This is a genomic window from Ruminococcus sp. (assembly GCF_016287535.1).
Taxonomy (GTDB): domain Bacteria; phylum Bacillota; class Clostridia; order Oscillospirales; family Ruminococcaceae; genus Ruminococcus.
The window spans coordinates 19,656-37,457 of sequence record NZ_JAEFAJ010000014.1; the positions used below are offsets into that span (position 1 = coordinate 19,656).

A 17,802-nucleotide genomic window follows, 5' to 3' on the forward strand; every position below is an offset into this window, starting at 1 on the left:
ATTCAGCTTCAAAAGCAACCTGTACAGATAGTGCAGGTTGCTTTTTGATTTGAAGCAAAAAACGCCTTGACATTCCCGGTGATATATGCTAAAATTAATCGTTTGCAAAATACAGCTTCTGTATACGGACATTTCGGACGCAACATTACTGGTACAAGCTGAAATTGCATTTGTAAATTAATAATAATTAGGAGATGTTCTGATGAAAAACAAGCATATTGGGAAAGCATTAGCCGCTGTAATGGCATTTGCCCTTATTGGCGGAGCATTACCCACAGGCAATACTTCTTTATTCGGAAGTCCGAGCGTTGCCAAGGCTGAAACAAGCAAGGAAATTGTTGATTCTGATCATGATGATGATCCTGATCACCTCAACTATGACCCTGCAAGTTTCAGCGAAAAGACAGGCGTTCTTCTGCTCAACGGAAGAGTCAACAAAAATGATGTACGTCAGTATTTTGACAATGAAAAATTAACGAAAGTGTCCTGTGCAAAGGGGACTATTTTCCCTGCTGATTGCTCAAATATGTTCTATCATTGCGATTTTGATGAAATTGACTTAACAAATGCTGATACATCAAATGTCAATGACATGAGTTATATGTTTTGTAATTGTGATAATCTTGAATCGCTTGATCTAAGTATGCTAAATACTTCAAATGTTAAAACCATGAGATGTATGTTTATGGGAAACAAACTGACTTCAGTCAATTTAAAGAACATTGACACTTCCAGTGTTACAAATATGTATGGTATGTTCTGGGATTGTAAAAACCTCACTTCACTTGACCTGAGTTGTTTTGATACGTCAAATGTTGAAACTATGATATGGATGTTCTGCGATTGTAAAGCATTGGAATCCATTGATATCAGCAGCTTTGATACATCAAAGGTTGAAGATATGACACAAATGTTTGCAAATTGTTATAGCCTTACCTCTCTTGATGTAAGAAGCTTTGATACATCAAATGTAAAGTTGATGCCGTCTATGTTTTCAAACTGCACAAGTCTTGAATCAATTGATGTCAGCAATTTTGATACGACAAAAGCAAGGTATAATTGTGACGGCACATTCTTTGACTGCCCGGCTCTTATTCCAAATATGGTTTTTAATTTCGGAGCAAATATTACACTTGATGGAAGCCTCGGAGTAAACTTCTATATAGATCAGCCTGAATATTATTCTCAATACTATAGCGGAGATTTAGGTAAGCTCTCAAAAAATCTTGCAAAGGTCGTTTTGAGCGGTCCCAACGGTGATATCGTTATCACTGATTTTGAAAAGTATGATACAAATACCCAAACAATGAAATTAACATATCCTGTTAATGCAACACAGGCAAATGAGAAAATAACTCTGAAAGCTTATGATAAAGACGGTAATCGTCTCGTAGTATGCGACCAAGGATATGGACTTTGCAGCCATTCTCAGCTCGAATGCTCTGTACAGAGCTATATCAACAGTCTTAAGGAGAGTAGTTCATATAAAAACGACACAAAGCTTCAGTTGCTTGTAGACGCTTTGGAGAATTACTGCAAGGCCGCTGACAGATACTTCAACGGCACCTCAAACGACGTCAAGAAATACACAGATGAATATGCAGACCTCTTTGACCAGTATGCCACGAAACTTCCTGACGATGTAAAGCTTTCTCTTGTGCTCAATTCCGAAACAGCTTTAAGGATATATACTGACAGCAATGATGTGTTTATCGGCAGCACAAAAGCTGAAGCAAAGTACAAAAATGGCGAGAAGTATTATGAGATATCGAATATTCCCGCACATCTTCTCAGCACTGCGTATAAGGTAACTATTGACGGACAGAAATATGAATGCAGCGCTTTGTCCTATGCATACCGCGCAATAAAGAACAATGCCAGCGGCAATCTCAAGGACGTAGTACTTGCGCTCTATTTCTATTCGCTCGCTGCTGACGCATATATTGCATGATAAAAAAATATTATCGTTATTACGGAGACCTTCGGGTCTCCTTTTTTTTGTTTGTTTCTGAAAATAAACTTTTGAATTAAAAATATTGACATATATAAAATTATATGTTAAAATATAATTAATATATAATAATGGAGGTGCATAATTTGAAAATATCAAAGCGCAACAAAAAAGCACTGTCAGTATGCGTTAGTATACTTCTTACTGTCAATATATGTTCGACTTTAAGCTACAGTGCTGCAGATCACGATGTTAACGCTGAAAAAAGTCCGTCCGACATGATCTCAGGTGCGATTTCGTACATTGGTACCAGGGTGAATGAAGACAAGAGCATCGGCGATAACAGACTGGTCAATGATACGGCATATGCAATTGCCGCGCTGAGAACTGCAGGAGGAAAGGACTATGAGGACAGTGTTAAATGGCTTGCCGGTCAGGCTGACAGCGAAAACACGGACGTATCTGCAAGGATAGCATCTGCACTCGGAAGTCCCGACTATCTTGACAAAATGCAGACCAAACAGAACGGAGACTATGGATTTGGTCTTTATCCTGGTTATTCCAGCGATGTGATCGACTCGGTCCTTGTACTTGATGCCATAAATGAGACCGGTTACAGCGGTGAAGCTGTATCAGGCTCTGATCTGGCAGCATATCTGTCTCAGGCAGTGAATGATGACGGCGGCTTTGCTTATGCAGAATATAACAGGAGCGATCCTCTGCTCACAGCTGTTGCGGTATACGATATAGGCGTATTCTTTGCAAACCACAACTTTAATATGTCGCCATTCGCCAAGTCGGTGACATACGTGGCTGAAAATATCACCGACAGCTACGAGGACGCTAACATACAAAAGACCATATGCAAACATCTTGCACTCAAGGCGGCTGGAAAGGAAAACGATCTCACAGAAGTTGTCAGCGGACTCAGGGCAGCACAAAAGGCTGACGGAAGTTTTGCCGGGGATATCACTGCAACATACTGGGCAGTAAAGCTCCTTGCAGGTGAGAGTTCACAGCCGTCTCAGAGTACCGCGACTACAACATCTCCGACTACAACAACGCCAATTACCTCAACTACAACAACTACATCAGGCAGTACAACATCATCAAAGACGTCTGTGACGGTCACGACCGTTACTACTCCGGATATCTCTTCGACTACGACGACATACACGGGCAATAAGATCCTGCTCAAATGGGACGATCTGAGTGTTGAGGGAGCTGATATCAGATATCAGGTATTCAGACGTGTGAACGGCAGCGAGTGGGAGTCATACTCTGCATGGGACGGCAAGGAGAAAATAGATGTACTCAACGTATATCCCACAGAGCCATACCTTGCAGAATGGATGACCGAACCGCTGGAGGGTGAGGATACTCCCGCAGGAAAAGACCTTATGAGTATAGCCTCGGTGAATTTCTCAGACTTCAATTCCGATCCTGAGAAATATATGTACGATGAGGACGGCAGCTGGAAATACGACGTTGTCTTCTTTGGCGCTGCCGACTGTAACAGCGGATATGACCTCAGCGAAGAATCTTATGCTGTTACCCGCAAGTTTGCAGATACCGGAAGAGGAGTGCTGCTTGGACATGATACTGTCTGCGGTTCACTTCAGTCAAGTTGCTATCGTCCGTTTTTCAACCAGTTTGCAGATGATCTTGGACTTATCGTCAAATTCGATGAACTTGACAATGGTATGTCAGATACAGCAACTGTAGTAAAAAAAGGCCTGATTACTGAGTATCCGTGGATGTTAAGAGGTGAGCTGAATGTACCTGAATGGCATACATCAAATCAGTACTGCAATAAGGGTACGGAATGGATGATATGGAACGGCGAAAGGCTGACTGATGAAGAGACAGGAGCAAAGGCGGCATTCTATCTTGCTACAAAGAACAATTTTGGAATAATACAGACAGGCAACAGTGACGGATGTACTACCGACGATGAAAAAAAGGTACTTGCAAATACTCTGTTCTATCTGTATCAGAATACAAGCAATACAAGCACAGCAGACAATGCGTTCTTTGATACTGATGCTCCGGCAAATATACATCTGCTTGACGCGTCGGTATCCGAAGGCATAATGAAGCTTCATGTACAGGCTGAGGATAAGCCTACGGTATATGAGTATTACGCAAAGGCAAAATTAGGAAGCAACAGCATTAAAACCAATGTTCAGAAGCATGAAGCGCTGAGCGGCATGGCAGGCTTTGCAGGCATTATCACCGACAGTGATAAGAGCGCGATGGAGCTTATCGTATCCGAAGAGGACGGCAAAACCGTAAAAGACATGGTCGAAGCCGACGAAAAGGGAAATGCTGATCTTACCATAGCTCTGAAAGACGGCACAGGTCCGCAGTTCCTCCATATATTTGCAGTTGATAAGTCAGGCAATATCAGCGAACTGACAGCTCCTTTATCCGACGGCTCAGAAGAAAAGATAAAACTTGGAGACGTTAACTTTGACGGACAGGTAAATGCAGTAGACGCAAGTATGATACTTGCCGAGTATGCAAGAATATCCACGGAGCAGACTCCTGAATTCAGTGATAAGCAGTTCATTGCGGGAGACGTTGACGAGAACGGCGTTATAGACGCGGTAGACGCTTCAAAGGTGCTCGCATACTATGCGTATGCGTCAACAGGCGGAGAGCTTGACGATATGAGAGACTGGATGGCACTTACAGCCAGGTCTGACGGGAATAAATGACAGTATCTGTCACATTCAGTAAACAGGAGGAAATGCAATGCATAACAAGCAATTTTTGAAAGCAACCGCTTTTGTTCTTGCAGCAGTGCTGATGTGTACTTCATGCAGCACAGCTGCGCAGAAAACGAAAAAAGACATTGCTGATGATAAATTAAGCAAAAGCCGCCATATCGCTGCCGAGGTAGTTTCTGAGGAGGAACGCTGGTCCCTCGAAGAACAGCTTGCATATGCCAGCAAAGGCAATGATGACACACAGCTGATAATGATATGCAACAGGCTTATCGATGAGCTTGATGAAGCAAAGAAGAGCATTGATGAAGATGCGGCAGAGATAAATCAGTGGGCAAGCGGTGAGATACTCCAGCGTCAGAAGGCTTATGAAGCCATGATGAACGCTAAGTATGAGGAGACCTTACAGGCTGTCAGCAACTTAAAAAACGGTATAAACGCAGAAGAGAACATCAGGATAATTTCCGATAACCTTTCACCGGAAGAAGACCTGCACTGCACATATGCGGCTGCAAATTCACCTTTCTGGGCTGCTGCGGCTGAAATGACCGAAGATTACAAAGTAAAAGAAGCCAAAATGGTCATATCCGATCCGACTGAAGAGGATCTCAGCTTTGAAAAGGATATGATAAGTGCTGAGGCAGCTAAAAATGCCGCCGACGCGATAGGTGATATCGATGACATCTACTATTTTGTAAAGAACTGTATCAGAAATGAAATGTATACAGGTTCAAAGAAAGGACCTTTGCACACTCTGAACCAGATGGGCGGAAACGACACAGATCAGGCGTCACTGCTTATTTCTCTGCTCAGAGCAAAGCAGGTACCTGCAAGATTTGTCCGCGGAACTGTCAGGATAACTCTTCAGCAGGGACTTGAACTTACAGGCGCTTCTGATCCCGATACTGCTTTAAGTATAATTGCGGCAAGCTACAGAAAGCCTGTGGCTATTACGAAGGATGACAAGATAACAGCCTACAGGTTTGAACATACATGGGTCGAGGCGTATGTGCCGTATACAGATTACCGCGGCGCAGGAAACAAATCTGGTGAAAGCGTATGGATACAGCTTGATCCGAGCTTCAAGAAGCTTGTGCAGACTGATGCCGAGATAGAACCTTCCTATACAGAAGATCAGCTTGCCTGTTTTGCTGAAATGCAGGAGATAGCAAAGAATTCATCAGGAAAATATACATTGGCGCATGATCCGTCTGACAAGATCAATATAAAATACTATGATATTGCCGCCAAAAATGAAATATACCTTCCTTCTTCACTGCCTTATAAGGTCGAATCAGTCAGCGAACAGTACAACTTCATAAAAGGCGCAGACAAGCAGACGATCTCCATAAGCATTGATGAAGAAAAGCTCTTTGAAACACCTGTTGCAGAGCTTTATGGACAGTTTATCAATATCACCTACGAACCTGCAAGTGAATCCGACAAGGCGACTATGGAGAAATACGAAAAGATAACAGATGTTCCAACTCATCTTGTTAAAGTAGTTCCTGTAGTAACAGTAGGAAGCCAGAAGTTCAGAGCAAAACACAGCTGCAACCTTGGTACTGTACAGAATATGAAAACAGTTGTCAATGATGATACGAGCGCCGCTATCGGAGCAACTGTTCTGAATGATGTTATCCTCAGCGGTTCGGTATATGCTGTAAATGTTGATCTTAACACTATTTCATACAATGAATCAAAATATGCCGAAGAGCAGATGAAATCAGCAGCTGAAAAATTTGGGACGGAAGATGTTTATTCAGCAGATGTCCTCGGACAGCTTGTGGGCTTTGCGGGAAAGTATTTCTTTACGCGCTGTGACGCACAGGATCGTCTCTACGCTGATATGGAAAACATTTATTATTCCCGTCATCTTGGAGTCGCTATAACCGGCTATCAGTTCCATACAAGGTCTGTAATGGGAACAACGGATTACCTTGACTGCGGTAATTTCTACACAGATCTGTCGTATAACAGATCCACAGCTGTCAGCCTTGACGGCGATCCACAGAAAGCAAGGGAATACTTCCTTGAGACAGGAATGATCGAATCTGCGCTGGAAGCGGAAGTATGGTCAGATATTTTAGGCGAGGACAAGCCCTGCGTTTCGACTATGCATATATTTGACGCCGCTCTTGAAAAGGGTATAGAGCCTGTTTATATAACCGGCAATAACGTGGATGAAGTTCTTTCTGAATGCAGTATTGACAGTTACATAAAGGATGATGTAAGGGAATGCGCGAAAGGTGGTATGCTGGTCGTACTTATTCCGGAGATACTTAAAATAGGCGACTGGGAAGGAACAGGCTACATATCAATGGATCCTGAAACAGCCTATGCGTATTATATGATATCTGACGGAACAGCAGGCGGTGCGTCACCTGACGTTGATCCTTCCGTACTGACTTCCGATGACCTGATGGCAATGAATGTCCGTCTTTCCTACATCAGCAGAACACTTGCGGTCACGAGTATGGCTCTGGCAGGAAGCAAGATAGTTGCAGCTGCCGAGGAGGGTAACATCGCAGATCTCAGATCAGGTTTCAATTCGCTGATCGGAGGAGCTGTCGATTATGGCTGTGCAGTTAAAATGGAACTGACAGCTTGCGACCGGCTCCTTGATTATGCTGATGGAACACTCAATGACAAACAGCTGGAAGCTAAACTCAAAAAAGATGCTGTACAAAACATAAAGGTAGTTTTAAAACAGATAATCTATCTGGCTGAACAGGCGGAGCTTGTAAATCTGAATCCGATAATTTCCACAATACTGGCTTTGGATACATTGCATGACAGCACGCATGAAATGATAGAAAATGGATTTAATGCTGCAGATATATGGTATGTATTTGATAGTATAAACAAGATCGTACCATAACATATACAACTCTTGTAAACGTAAAACAGTACAGTGAGAGAATATGATAAGACCGATTGTGAAAGCAGTCGGTCTTATCTGCGTATTATCACATGAATGAGAAGCTTTATTTAATATAATTAAATTTTGATAATATCACTCTTCTGCATTGACAAATCTTTGAAATTAAGGTATTATTGTCAGGTAAGGCCATATTATCTGCATTAAAAAACGGTTTTATGATGATCTTGGCATTGAATATTCTGACGGGATTTGCTATCCTGTCGTTCAGGAGGTAAGTTGTAAAAATGAAAAGTAAAGCAAACAATTCAACGGCTGCAGCGCCTGCGAAAAAGCGTGAATCCAATCTGGAGCTTTTTCGCATAATCACAATGCTGCTTATTGTTGCACATCATTATGTCGTGAACTCCGGACTGATGGCGGTCAATGGTCCGATAGAAGCTTCTCCGGCATCAAAGAACTCCCTGTTCCTTGTGCTGTTCGGAGCGTGGGGCAAGATAGGAATAAACTGCTTTGTGATGATAACCGGATATTTCATGTGCAAGTCGGAAATTACCGCCAAAAAGTTTGCAAAGCTTGTGGGAGAATGGCTGTTCTACCGCTATGCGATACACCTTATATTCGTAGCGGCAGGGTATGAGAAGCTGACTCCGAGAAGTATGATTGAGATCATTGTACCTGTGACAAAGGTAGAGCAGAATTTTACAAGCTGTTTCGTTTTATTCTGGCTGTTTATCCCGTTCCTGAACAAGCTGATATCAGTGATAAGCGAAAGGCAGCATATATACCTGCTCCTGCTCACAGGTTTTACATATATTCTTTTCGGAACAGCTCACAGAGTGACTATGAACTATGTCACATGGTTCATGATAATATACATCATTGCTGCTTATATCAGGATATATCCTAAGAAATGGATGGATAACAATCTTATCTGCGGAGTTCTGCTGCTTGTATCAGTCGGATTGTCCGCCGCAAGCGTGTTCATATGTGCAAAGACCGGACATTCTGCGCACACGTTCGTAACTGATTCAAATACATTCCTTGCAGTTTCGGTAGGAGTATTTGCGTTCCTGTTTTTCAAGAATATACGTATTCCTTACAGCAGGCTTATCAATACCATTGCCGCATCTACATTTGGCGTGTTCTGTATCCATGCACACAGCGACACGATGAGACAGTGGTTATGGAAGGATAAACTTGATTGTATCGGTCACTATGGCGATAAGCTTATGCCGCTTTACGCTGTCGGATGTGTACTTGGTATTTTTGCGGTATGTGTTATTATTGATATTATAAGGATAAATCTGATCGAGAAGCCTTTCTTTAAGTGGTGGGACAAGCACTGGAATAGTTTTGCTGAAGCATACAAGCTCAAAGAAGACAGGATATTCAAAAAGCTGCATATTGATTGAGATCATCGGAATAGACGTATGGTATTATGAAAAAAGTACCTCCACACTGTGGAGGTACTTTTTAGTTTAATTCCAATGCAGATACGCTTATATGCTGTTATAAGACGTTATGTATGAATGCGTTTCCGTCGAGCCATTTTTTATTTGCTGTTGTTTCTGTAAATACTGCCGTTGCTGTTGAGTTTGCGGTGGTTCCTGTAACAGCAGTACCTCCGTTAAGAGCTGCAGCTACTGCAGCTGCAACAGCGTTTGCAGTATGGGCAGAACCGTCGCCTGTGTATGTGAATACAACAGGATAATATCCGCCGGCTGCTACAACGGCATCGGTATCGGTGTCGATCTCGTAGTATACAGCACTTGAGCTGAATGCGTCACCTGATGCGACTTTCGTGTAAGCAGTGCCGCTCTTGGTGTATATGCCGCTTGTTACCTTTCCGGCGAAGGTGTCGCTGTTTACGGCGACTTCTTTCATGACAGCGTAGGTACCGGCTGCAAGATATACGTCCTTGGCTTCAATAGTAGCCTTGACACGTGTATCCACCTCAGGTGTGCCTGTGATACCGAAGGAAAGTCCGGTTGTGTCGCTCTTGGTTCCGGGAGCTACGAGCATATCCTCATTTGAGCTCTCGACGCTTATCTCGGAATCTGTTGTGGAAGTTGTAGGAGTATTGGTCGCACCATTGAGATAATTTTTCGAGAACAGATTTCCAGAGCCGGTAATAACAACGCCCCACTTGGCAACGCGGGCGTTACCACCTGCCGATCCCTTGCTGACATAATTTGCATATGTTCCGCTGACAGCACTTGTTGAAAGAAGAGTAGCGATAAACAGAACACTTGCAGCTCTTATAGCCTTGTTTCGTCTCATCATTAGTCCCCCCTTAATTAAGGTAAAATGCATTTCGGCAGCTTATTCTCCCCTTTATGGCAAGCCATGGGGGAAGATATTTATATCCATCCCCGATGTGGCGGTCGAGGGAAGAATAACATAAATTTTGAAGGCTTATTGATCTTCTTTTTCTTTCGCGGCTTTCTGTGCCTTGAGCTCCTCAAGCTCGGTAAGAAGTGCATGGCATTGTTAATAAATTTTCGTCAGTTTCCACAGCGGGCATATATTGTCTTTTTTTCAGGTTGTACAAATTATTGTATGGACCATTTATAACATTTTTCACATTGTAAAACACTGATTTGATTATACAATGTGTAATTTTTAATACTTCTGCGCAAAAGCCTGCATAAAAAAGAGGACACTTTTGTGTCCTCTTTTCTGAATATTATTTTTTGTAAGGCGTTTCAAAAAACACGTCATCAAGTATATCCGAAAAAATACCGTTTTTACCGGTGCGTTTCAATACGAAAAATATAGATACGCTAAGTGATGGCAGGCAGCGGCTGAGGCTGTTGCTCAATTTCGGCGGAAACGGATAAAAATTTGATCCGAAGAAATCAATGCATTTGAAATAGCCGCCTTTTTCTGCAAAATCAATAAAATCCTTCTTTGTGATGCCTCTTACATGAGGTCCGTACATTCTTATCGAGCTTGGTTGTCTGCCGGCAAGAAGGAGCAGTCTGTTATGAAGCGAAGCAAGATTAGGAACACCGGTTATACATATACCGTTTGGCTTTAATATACGGGATATTTCAGCGAAAATGTGGAATACCTCCTTGGTATGCTCCAGACACTGATTCATGATGACTATATCGAAAAGCTTATCCTGATACTGAAAACTGCCGTTTTCGATATCAGCCGATTCTACGGTTATCGCTTTTTCCCGGAGTGTTTTTAAATTTGGCTCATAACCTTCAATAGCATAGAGGCTGCTGTCCACACCGCGTTCGGCAAGAAGCCTGCTGCAATTTATAAGATCATAGCCTTTGCCTGCGCCTATATCCAAAATATTTATTTGTTTCTTGCCTGTTTTTACGGCATACTGCACGACAGAATCAGCGATCCTGTCGCGTCCGTAATTAAGAACTTCTGTACCGTGTTTAAGATCATAGAAAATATTCCGCATTTTTTTACCTTCTTAATTCAGATTGTTTTTGCCGGGTGTATACTGCTGTATCCGTAGAACCGATGAAATTATATCATAAACTGAAAAATAGTACAATATATTCGTGTTAAAATTTACAATTCAGTATTTTTTAGTTCATAATTCCTGCTCATGAACCAAATGGCAGTCTGCGGACCGCAGATAAGCTTATATTATTCCTGTTTTTTCAGCATTTCCTCCCAGTAAACACAGCCGAACTCCTGTTTTGACCAGCTTGCGAGGAAATCCAGTTTTGCTTTTATATGAGGATATTTTTTCAGCTCGTCAATAGTGAGCGATTTCATATTTCCGCTTGAAACGTCATACTCACATAAGAAAAGCTGTTCGATGAGAGTTGCTCTGTCTTCGTAAGGAGTTATCATGCTGTAATCCGAGATGAAGTAAGGAAAGTCATACTGTGGACTGCTGTTTTCCAGAGCATTGTAGAGAGTCGGAGCAGTGGTATCACTTCCGAGGTTTTCTGCATAATCGTCAAAACTGTTTGAATACTCAAATCCTTCCGGATCAAGTTTTTTCCACTCATATTCATCAGGTTCTCCATATTTATCAGAAATAAGATACTCAACTGAATGCCATATTTCATGATGCAGCGCGGGATCGGTCTCTGAGAGCCTGTTGCTTAATATGGCGATATCGTACCAGCCTCCCGTAGTATAAGCAACTCCGCCTGCCGTAAATGAAGAATACTCGTCAGACCTGAGTTCGCGCACAAGCGCTATACGCAGACCGCATTGTCCGTTCTCGCTCCTGAAATGGCTGAAGAAGCCTTCAGGATAAAGTGACAGTATCTTTCTGAGGTTCCTGACATTTTCAAGTTCGCACTGGACATAGTATTCATCGTTTGTTTCGGTGGACGCAAAAGAGTAGGAGGACGCGCTTTCCGAATTCTTCACTTCGTTGCCGACGAGTATGCGCACACCGAATTCTTCTTCGAGCTTATCGGCTTCAGCACGTATTTCGCTGAAGCTTTCACCTGCCTCGACGGGCAGGTTCTTTTTATATTCCTTTATGTCTACATTTTCAAGCTTTATATTGTAATTCAGCTTGTCAGGGTCTATACTTACAAGGATACTTCCGCCGCTGTAACTGTATGGACTGCTCATTGCGACTATCCATTTATCGCTGTTCTCAAGATAACAGAAGCCATCGATACCCAGATCGTCTGCTTCCTTGAAATCTGCGTATGCGGCTGTACCGTTCCTCACATCAACAAACATGGGATTTCCGGTCCCGAACGTACCGTAGCAGCCTGCGAATAAATAATCGCTGCTGCGGCAGCCTGCGAATTTCAGCCAGTTGCTGTATTCAAGCGAGAGCTTATATGTTCTGACCGGATCATTTCCGCTGATATCAGCGACCTTGAAGACATAATCCCGGTCATTTCCGACAGAGTATACACCTGTATAGTTTTCTTTTGTCAGAAAAACGTCCTTATCGTCGTCAAAAACAGTTGTTATGAGCTTGCCGTCGGTTATGGAGTACAGCCCGAAGCTCAGACCGCTTTCATTGCTTTCCGATGGTTCTTCCGCTGCGAAAACGCAGTTTTCTGTTTTGTAAGATGAGACATTGGCATATTTTGAAAGTGACAGATATCTGCTTCTCTCGCCCTTCTCATTTATCTTCATGAAACAGTTGTCGGTATTGTCGTTCCAGTATATGCAGTCATTGGTACTGTCGATATGAAAATACTTGTATCCTGAAGTACCGGTCTCCACATCATAAGGTTCATTTCCGCTGGCAGGGTACATTTTCAGTTTATAGCTGTTTTCGGAGTTCCATGGGTATGAAGCTGCGATAGTACCACTGCTGAACATTCCGATGACTTCCTGTTTTTTGTCGGCAAGAGGTACGGTTCTTACAGTTCTGTTACTGTCGGTATCAAATACATAGCATACGTTTTCGCCATTGTTATCGCATCTGACGAGCACATTGCCGTCAGGACCTGCAATTATTTCTTTGATCCTGCCTTCCGCCTCAAATCCGTCGAATACATTTATTCCTGTAATGAACTCTTTTATGGACATGACCGTTCCGGTCTCGGTCGATGCGTATGAATAGTAGGAAAGAATTTTGGAAGCGTCAACGGCGTCTATGTAACCGTCCTTGTCAAGATCTGCCGCAAATCTCTGACCGGCGCTGAATTCTCCGTCCTCACCGGTGGAAATTCTTGCATAGTAAGCAAGTATCATTGAAGCGTCAACAGCGTCAACGATACCGTTTTCATTTATATCCCCAAGAGGGTATTCGCTTGGAGCTTTACCGAGAGAGGTGAATTTATAACCGTTCTGTTTTGCGTATTCCTCTGCCCTTGAACCGTCATATCCGCATATAGTTCCGTTGTATTTTACGATTATGGAAGCGTCATTATCTTCCGGAAATATATATTCATTGCAAATCGTTTCGGGACCGCCGCTTATAATGCATTCGGGGTTGAGTATAGTCACAGATTCAAGGGAAGCACAGTCTGCAAAAGCTGAAAAATCAATATACTCGATATTTTCGGGGATAACAACATTCTTCAGTGAATCGCAGTCACGAAATTCATTCTGATTTATACATCTTGCTGAGCCTGAGACGGCAATGTCTTTAAGGGATTTGCAGCCTGAAAAAGTGCCGTTCCACTGACGCTTTACCCCATCGGGGAGATTTACGTCTGTCAGAGCTGAACAGCCATAGAAAGCGTTGGAACAAACAGATTCGATACTGTCAGGAAGAGTTACAGATCTTAGAAAGGTGTTTTCATGCTCTTTATAATCCGAATCGGTTTCCTTTTCAAAGCTGAACGCATATTCCGCGATACATTTTGTGCCGTCCTTTACGACTATCTCTGTAAGGTCGGGGGATTTGCCCTTGATCTGACAGAATACACTGCCGCAGTATACGGGACCGTCAGCCTGACTTTCCAGCCATGCGGTACCCTGCATTACATTTTCTCCGAAGTATGTCACATTATCTGAGAAAGAGATATTTTTCAGGCTTGAGCAGTTTTCAAATGCTCTGGAGCTGATGACGTTTACATTCTGCGGAAGTACCACATTATCGAGCATGACGCAGTTTTTAAAGGCTTCGTTTGATATGTACTGCATTTCGTCAGGAAATTCAATGCTTTCCAGTTCAACGCAGTCCTGAAATGCGTGGTAATTCACATTTTGTATGCTTGCGGGGATAATGAAGTTTTTATCCGGATACTTCTGAGGACAGCGCAGCAGTGAGTTACCGTTTTTATCAAAGAATACTCCGTTGATGCTGCTGTAGTTCTCATTTGATTTTGAAACATTTATCGCTTCGAGGCTGCTGCAGCCGTCAAAGATATTTCCTATCTCCTTTACGGCAGCATGGATATTCAGAACTGTCATAGCCGAGCAGTTTAAGAACGCCATGCCGTCCACCGCGGTCACTGTATCAGGAATGGTAAAAACGCCTTCCAGACCGGTACAGCACTTTATGATGCTGTCCTTCTGAGCTGTATAAAGCACATTGTTCTCAAATGAAAAAGACTTGTTATCCTTATCGATTTCGATATCAGATACATTCTGCAGATGATCGAACAGACCTCCGATCTTGGTTATACCTGCGGGTATCTTTACGGTCTTTATCTTTTCAGCGTTCGGGATATTTGCATAGCGGGATACTTCTGTTACCGGTATACCATTTATGGTATCGGGGATCTCAAGTACCTCACTGTCGCCAAGATATCCTGTGATCATGATGAATTTTCCGTAATTGAACCATTCCCATGTTCCGTCGTTCCCGAATTCGGGAGTTGTATAGATAAGCTCATCAGGGTTTGTACCCAGTGAAAAGAATTTATAACCTTTCCTCTCCGCATAGCTCTGAGCTGTTGAGCCTGTATACCCTAATATGGTTCCGTTGAATGGCTCTGTATCGTTTTGAGATTCAAGGGGCTCATCGAGCATACAGTAACTGTATTCAACAGTAAAGTATTTCAGAGAGCCGCAGTTTGCAAAGGAGCCGTATCCGACATTTGTGATATTCTCCGGCAATACTGCCCTTGTGAGTGAGCGGCATGAGGCAAATGTTCCCTGCTGTATTGATTTCAGTGACGTGGGGATATGTATTTCCTCAAGAGCTTGACAGTCCGCGAAAGCCATTTCGCCTATATTTTCGATACTGTCCGGGAGATTTATGCTCTTCAGGTTCTCGCAGCCGTAAAAAGCCTTTTCGCCGATATATCTGACACTGTCGGGAAGAGTCATGGAAATGAGGTTAAGGTCGCCTTGGGCGTTTTCGCTCAGACCGTTATCAAGAGCGTTGCTGCATATTCCGACAGTTCCTTCCTTTACGGTTATTCTTGAATCCTCAGGCAGAGAGCCTTTCAGCTTATAAAGCACAGAACCTGTATATACCAGTCCGTCCGGCTGTGACTCGAACCATGGTGTGCCTGCAACAGCCCATTTTCCGACTTCAAATGTTTCAGGTGAGAAAGCTATATCCGAAAGGCATGAACAGTCCCGGAATGCGGCTTCACCTATCCTGACGACACTGTCAGGTATAACGATATCGTTAAGCCTGCCGCAGCAGGCAAAAGCGCAGCTGCCGATCAGTTCGACACCGTAGGGGATTTTCAGATTTTCAAGGTTATTGGCTCCCTCAAATGCGCCGGCTGATATTTCCTTTACGCTTTCCGGGACCGAATAACTGCTGTTCTCGTTTCCCGGCGGATATTGGAACAGCTTTTCCCCGTATTTGTCGAACAGAACTCCGTCAATGCTGCTGTAGTACTTATTGTTTTCGCCGGCATTTATGCCTTTCAGTTTGCAGCAGCCTGCAAAGGCTGATTTTTCAAGGCGAATGACAGTATCGGGAATAGTGAATTCTCCCTCGGCGGAAGTGACGCATCTCAGCAGAGCTGTCCTGTCTGCCGAATAAACGGCACAGTCCTCGAATATAAAGCTTTTATTGTCTTTGTCTATATCGACTGCTTCAAGATTCCTGCATATGCCTAAAGCTCCGTTAAGCTCTGTCACTGTTGCCGGTATATGCAGTGACCTGACAAGCTCCTTGCTGTATTCAAAGCATGACGCGTTCAAAGCAGTAACGGGCAGACCGTTTATCTGCTCCGGAATGCTGACATCATTCTTTTTTCCTGAATAGCGGAAGAGCTCGATATGATCTCCGCAGTTGTTCCAGTTCCATGTATTATCGTATTCCGCGGCGGCAGAAACTTCAATTCCGGACGGGTAAGGAGTTCCTGAGGCTCTGGTAATTATAAAGCTGCTGTTTATTGTTGCTAAAGTGATTATTGCAGCACTGGCAAAGCTTAAAAACCGTTTTTTCATAATGTTCCTCCCAAAAAATGCTTTTGATATGTTATGATTCTTGATACATATATTGTTTTAAGTATAACATACCTGCACTTGTAAATCAAGACGGAATCAATAAACAGCAAAGAGGTCCCCTGAAAGAATTTTTCAGGGAACCTCTTAGGTTTTAAAATATCATATTATCTCATGACAGAGGTATGACCGGAAGTTCAATGGGTTGGGTCTGGTCTGAATCCGGTATGGTAATGTTCTGATCGTCTGCCTGTTCATCGGAGCTTGTTCCGTTAAGGAACTCGGCTAATGATTTTACTTTGCCCTCTGCAGTGGAAGCGTAAGCATAGTATGCAAGCATATTTGAAGCGTCAACAGCGTTTACCTGACCGTCGTTGTTTACGTCGGCTGCTTTTTTCTGGCTTTCGGTATATCCTTCTTCCTGATTTGTGGAAATACGTGCGTAGTACGCAAGAACGGAAGAAGCGTCAACAGCGTCGATTATTCCGTTGCCGTCAATATCGCCAAGCTCGTTTGTTTCAGGCTGTGTGGTTGTAGTAGTGCCTGAAGCAGTAGCAGTAACCTGTGAAGTCGTGGTGGTTGCGGCGCTTGAAGTAGTAGTTGTCGCCTGTGAAGTTGTAGTGGTTTCAGCACTTGAAGTAGTAGTTGTCGCCTGTGAAGTCGTGGTGGTTGCGGCGCTTGAAGTAGTAGTTGTCGCCTGTGAGGTCGTAGAGGTCTCAGCGCTTGAAGTAGTAGTTGTCGCCTGTGAAGTCGTAGTGGTCTCAGCGCTTGAAGTAGTAGTTGTCGCCTGTGAGGTCGTAGAGGTCTCAGCGCTTGAAGTAGTAGTATCTGGAGTGGTATTGCCTGATGTAGTTGTAGTGGTTGCTGTTGTTGTGGCAGGAGTAGTAGCTGCTGTGGTCGTCTCATCAAATACACCGTCTATAGCGGCGGTTATTTCATCAAGTGCGGCATTACGTGTGTTTACTGCAAAAAAGACTGCATCGAGACGTTTCAGTACCTCGATTCCGGTCGGCAGTGTCAACGCTATTGTCGGGTCGAGCGTGGCAGCGTCGACAACATTCAGACCTATAACGATTTTGTCACGGCAGGCAACCGGCTTGGAATCAATATACTTCAGAGTGTATGAACCCGGATTGCTCGTAAGCTCTTCAAAAGCCTCCTTGCTCAGAGTCACCTCAGCGGCGCGGACAAGAGAGTCCGGAACATAGTCGTCTTTTATTGTTGCTGAGTCAGAGGCATACCTCTGCATCTCCGCGTCAATGCTTATCACCGTAACTTCAGCGGTATTGCCATATTGTCCGGATATCCTGTTCTCTGCCGAAGCACAGACAGCTGTCACGGAATTGAACGCGATAACTGCGGATAAAACAGACGGGATTAATTTCTTCATTTCTGTGTACCTCCTTAAAAATTCAGGTTTATAATGATTAATGTCTGCTAACGATTGATGATCACGTAAATTGTATCACTTAAAC

The 17,802-nt window shown here is 43.3% G+C and carries 8 protein-coding genes; 4 read left to right on the plus strand and 4 right to left on the minus strand.

Annotation, left to right across the window (positions count from 1 at the left end; genetic code table 11):
- Positions 1 to 202: 202 nt before the first annotated feature.
- The 4 genes from QZZ36_RS07075 (at position 203) to QZZ36_RS07090 (ending at position 8,976) form a co-directional block, all read left to right on the plus strand.
- On the plus strand, positions 203 to 1,951 hold the full coding sequence (locus QZZ36_RS07075; protein ID WP_295079010.1) for a BspA family leucine-rich repeat surface protein: 1,749 nt from the start codon (positions 203 to 205) through the stop codon (positions 1,949 to 1,951).
- 146 nt (positions 1,952 to 2,097) lie between these two features.
- A complete protein-coding gene (locus QZZ36_RS07080) occupies positions 2,098 to 4,671 on the plus strand; it encodes a dockerin type I domain-containing protein (RefSeq protein WP_295079015.1) in 2,574 nt (857 codons plus the stop codon).
- Between the two features lie 37 nt (positions 4,672 to 4,708).
- The gene (locus QZZ36_RS07085; protein WP_295079018.1) at positions 4,709 to 7,561 is read left to right on the plus strand and encodes a transglutaminase-like domain-containing protein; all 2,853 of its coding nucleotides are present in this window, start codon (positions 4,709 to 4,711) and stop codon (positions 7,559 to 7,561) included.
- Between the two features lie 287 nt (positions 7,562 to 7,848).
- The gene (locus QZZ36_RS07090) at positions 7,849 to 8,976 is read left to right on the plus strand and encodes an acyltransferase family protein (RefSeq protein ID WP_295079021.1); all 1,128 of its coding nucleotides are present in this window, start codon (positions 7,849 to 7,851) and stop codon (positions 8,974 to 8,976) included.
- 97 nt (positions 8,977 to 9,073) lie between these two features.
- On the opposite strand, the gene QZZ36_RS07095 is transcribed toward QZZ36_RS07090, so the two are convergent.
- From QZZ36_RS07095 to QZZ36_RS07110, 4 genes are all read right to left on the minus strand, one after another.
- A complete protein-coding gene (locus QZZ36_RS07095) occupies positions 9,074 to 9,844 on the minus strand; it encodes a hypothetical protein (RefSeq protein WP_295079024.1) in 771 nt (256 codons plus the stop codon).
- A gap of 406 nt (positions 9,845 to 10,250) precedes the next feature.
- Positions 10,251 to 10,991 (minus strand): class I SAM-dependent methyltransferase, encoded by a 741-nt coding sequence (locus QZZ36_RS07100; RefSeq protein ID WP_295079027.1) that lies wholly within the window; start codon positions 10,989 to 10,991, stop codon positions 10,251 to 10,253.
- A gap of 191 nt (positions 10,992 to 11,182) precedes the next feature.
- Positions 11,183 to 16,330 carry a leucine-rich repeat protein gene (locus QZZ36_RS07105; RefSeq protein ID WP_295079030.1) on the minus strand — a complete coding sequence of 1,716 codons (5,148 nt, stop codon included), beginning with the start codon at positions 16,328 to 16,330 and terminating at the stop codon, positions 11,183 to 11,185.
- A gap of 169 nt (positions 16,331 to 16,499) precedes the next feature.
- Entirely contained in the window at positions 16,500 to 17,717 is a 1,218-nt protein-coding gene (locus QZZ36_RS07110) for a dockerin type I domain-containing protein (protein ID WP_295079033.1), read from the minus strand.
- Positions 17,718 to 17,802 lie beyond the last annotated feature (85 nt).

Bases quoted from the DNA above. Each gene is read 5' to 3' on its own strand.
- QZZ36_RS07075 (WP_295079010.1), top strand. From the start codon at position 203: ATGAAAAACAAGCATATTGGGAAAGCATTAGCCGCTGTAATGGCATTT.
- QZZ36_RS07085 (WP_295079018.1), top strand. From the start codon at position 4,709: ATGCATAACAAGCAATTTTTGAAAGCAACCGCTTTTGTTCTTGCAGCA.
- QZZ36_RS07090 (WP_295079021.1), top strand. From the start codon at position 7,849: ATGAAAAGTAAAGCAAACAATTCAACGGCTGCAGCGCCTGCGAAAAAG.
- QZZ36_RS07095 (WP_295079024.1), bottom strand. From the start codon at position 9,844: ATGAGACGAAACAAGGCTATAAGAGCTGCAAGTGTTCTGTTTATCGCT.
- QZZ36_RS07100 (WP_295079027.1), bottom strand. From the start codon at position 10,991: ATGCGGAATATTTTCTATGATCTTAAACACGGTACAGAAGTTCTTAAT.
- QZZ36_RS07105 (WP_295079030.1), bottom strand. From the start codon at position 16,330: ATGAAAAAACGGTTTTTAAGCTTTGCCAGTGCTGCAATAATCACTTTA.
- QZZ36_RS07110 (WP_295079033.1), bottom strand. From the start codon at position 17,717: ATGAAGAAATTAATCCCGTCTGTTTTATCCGCAGTTATCGCGTTCAAT.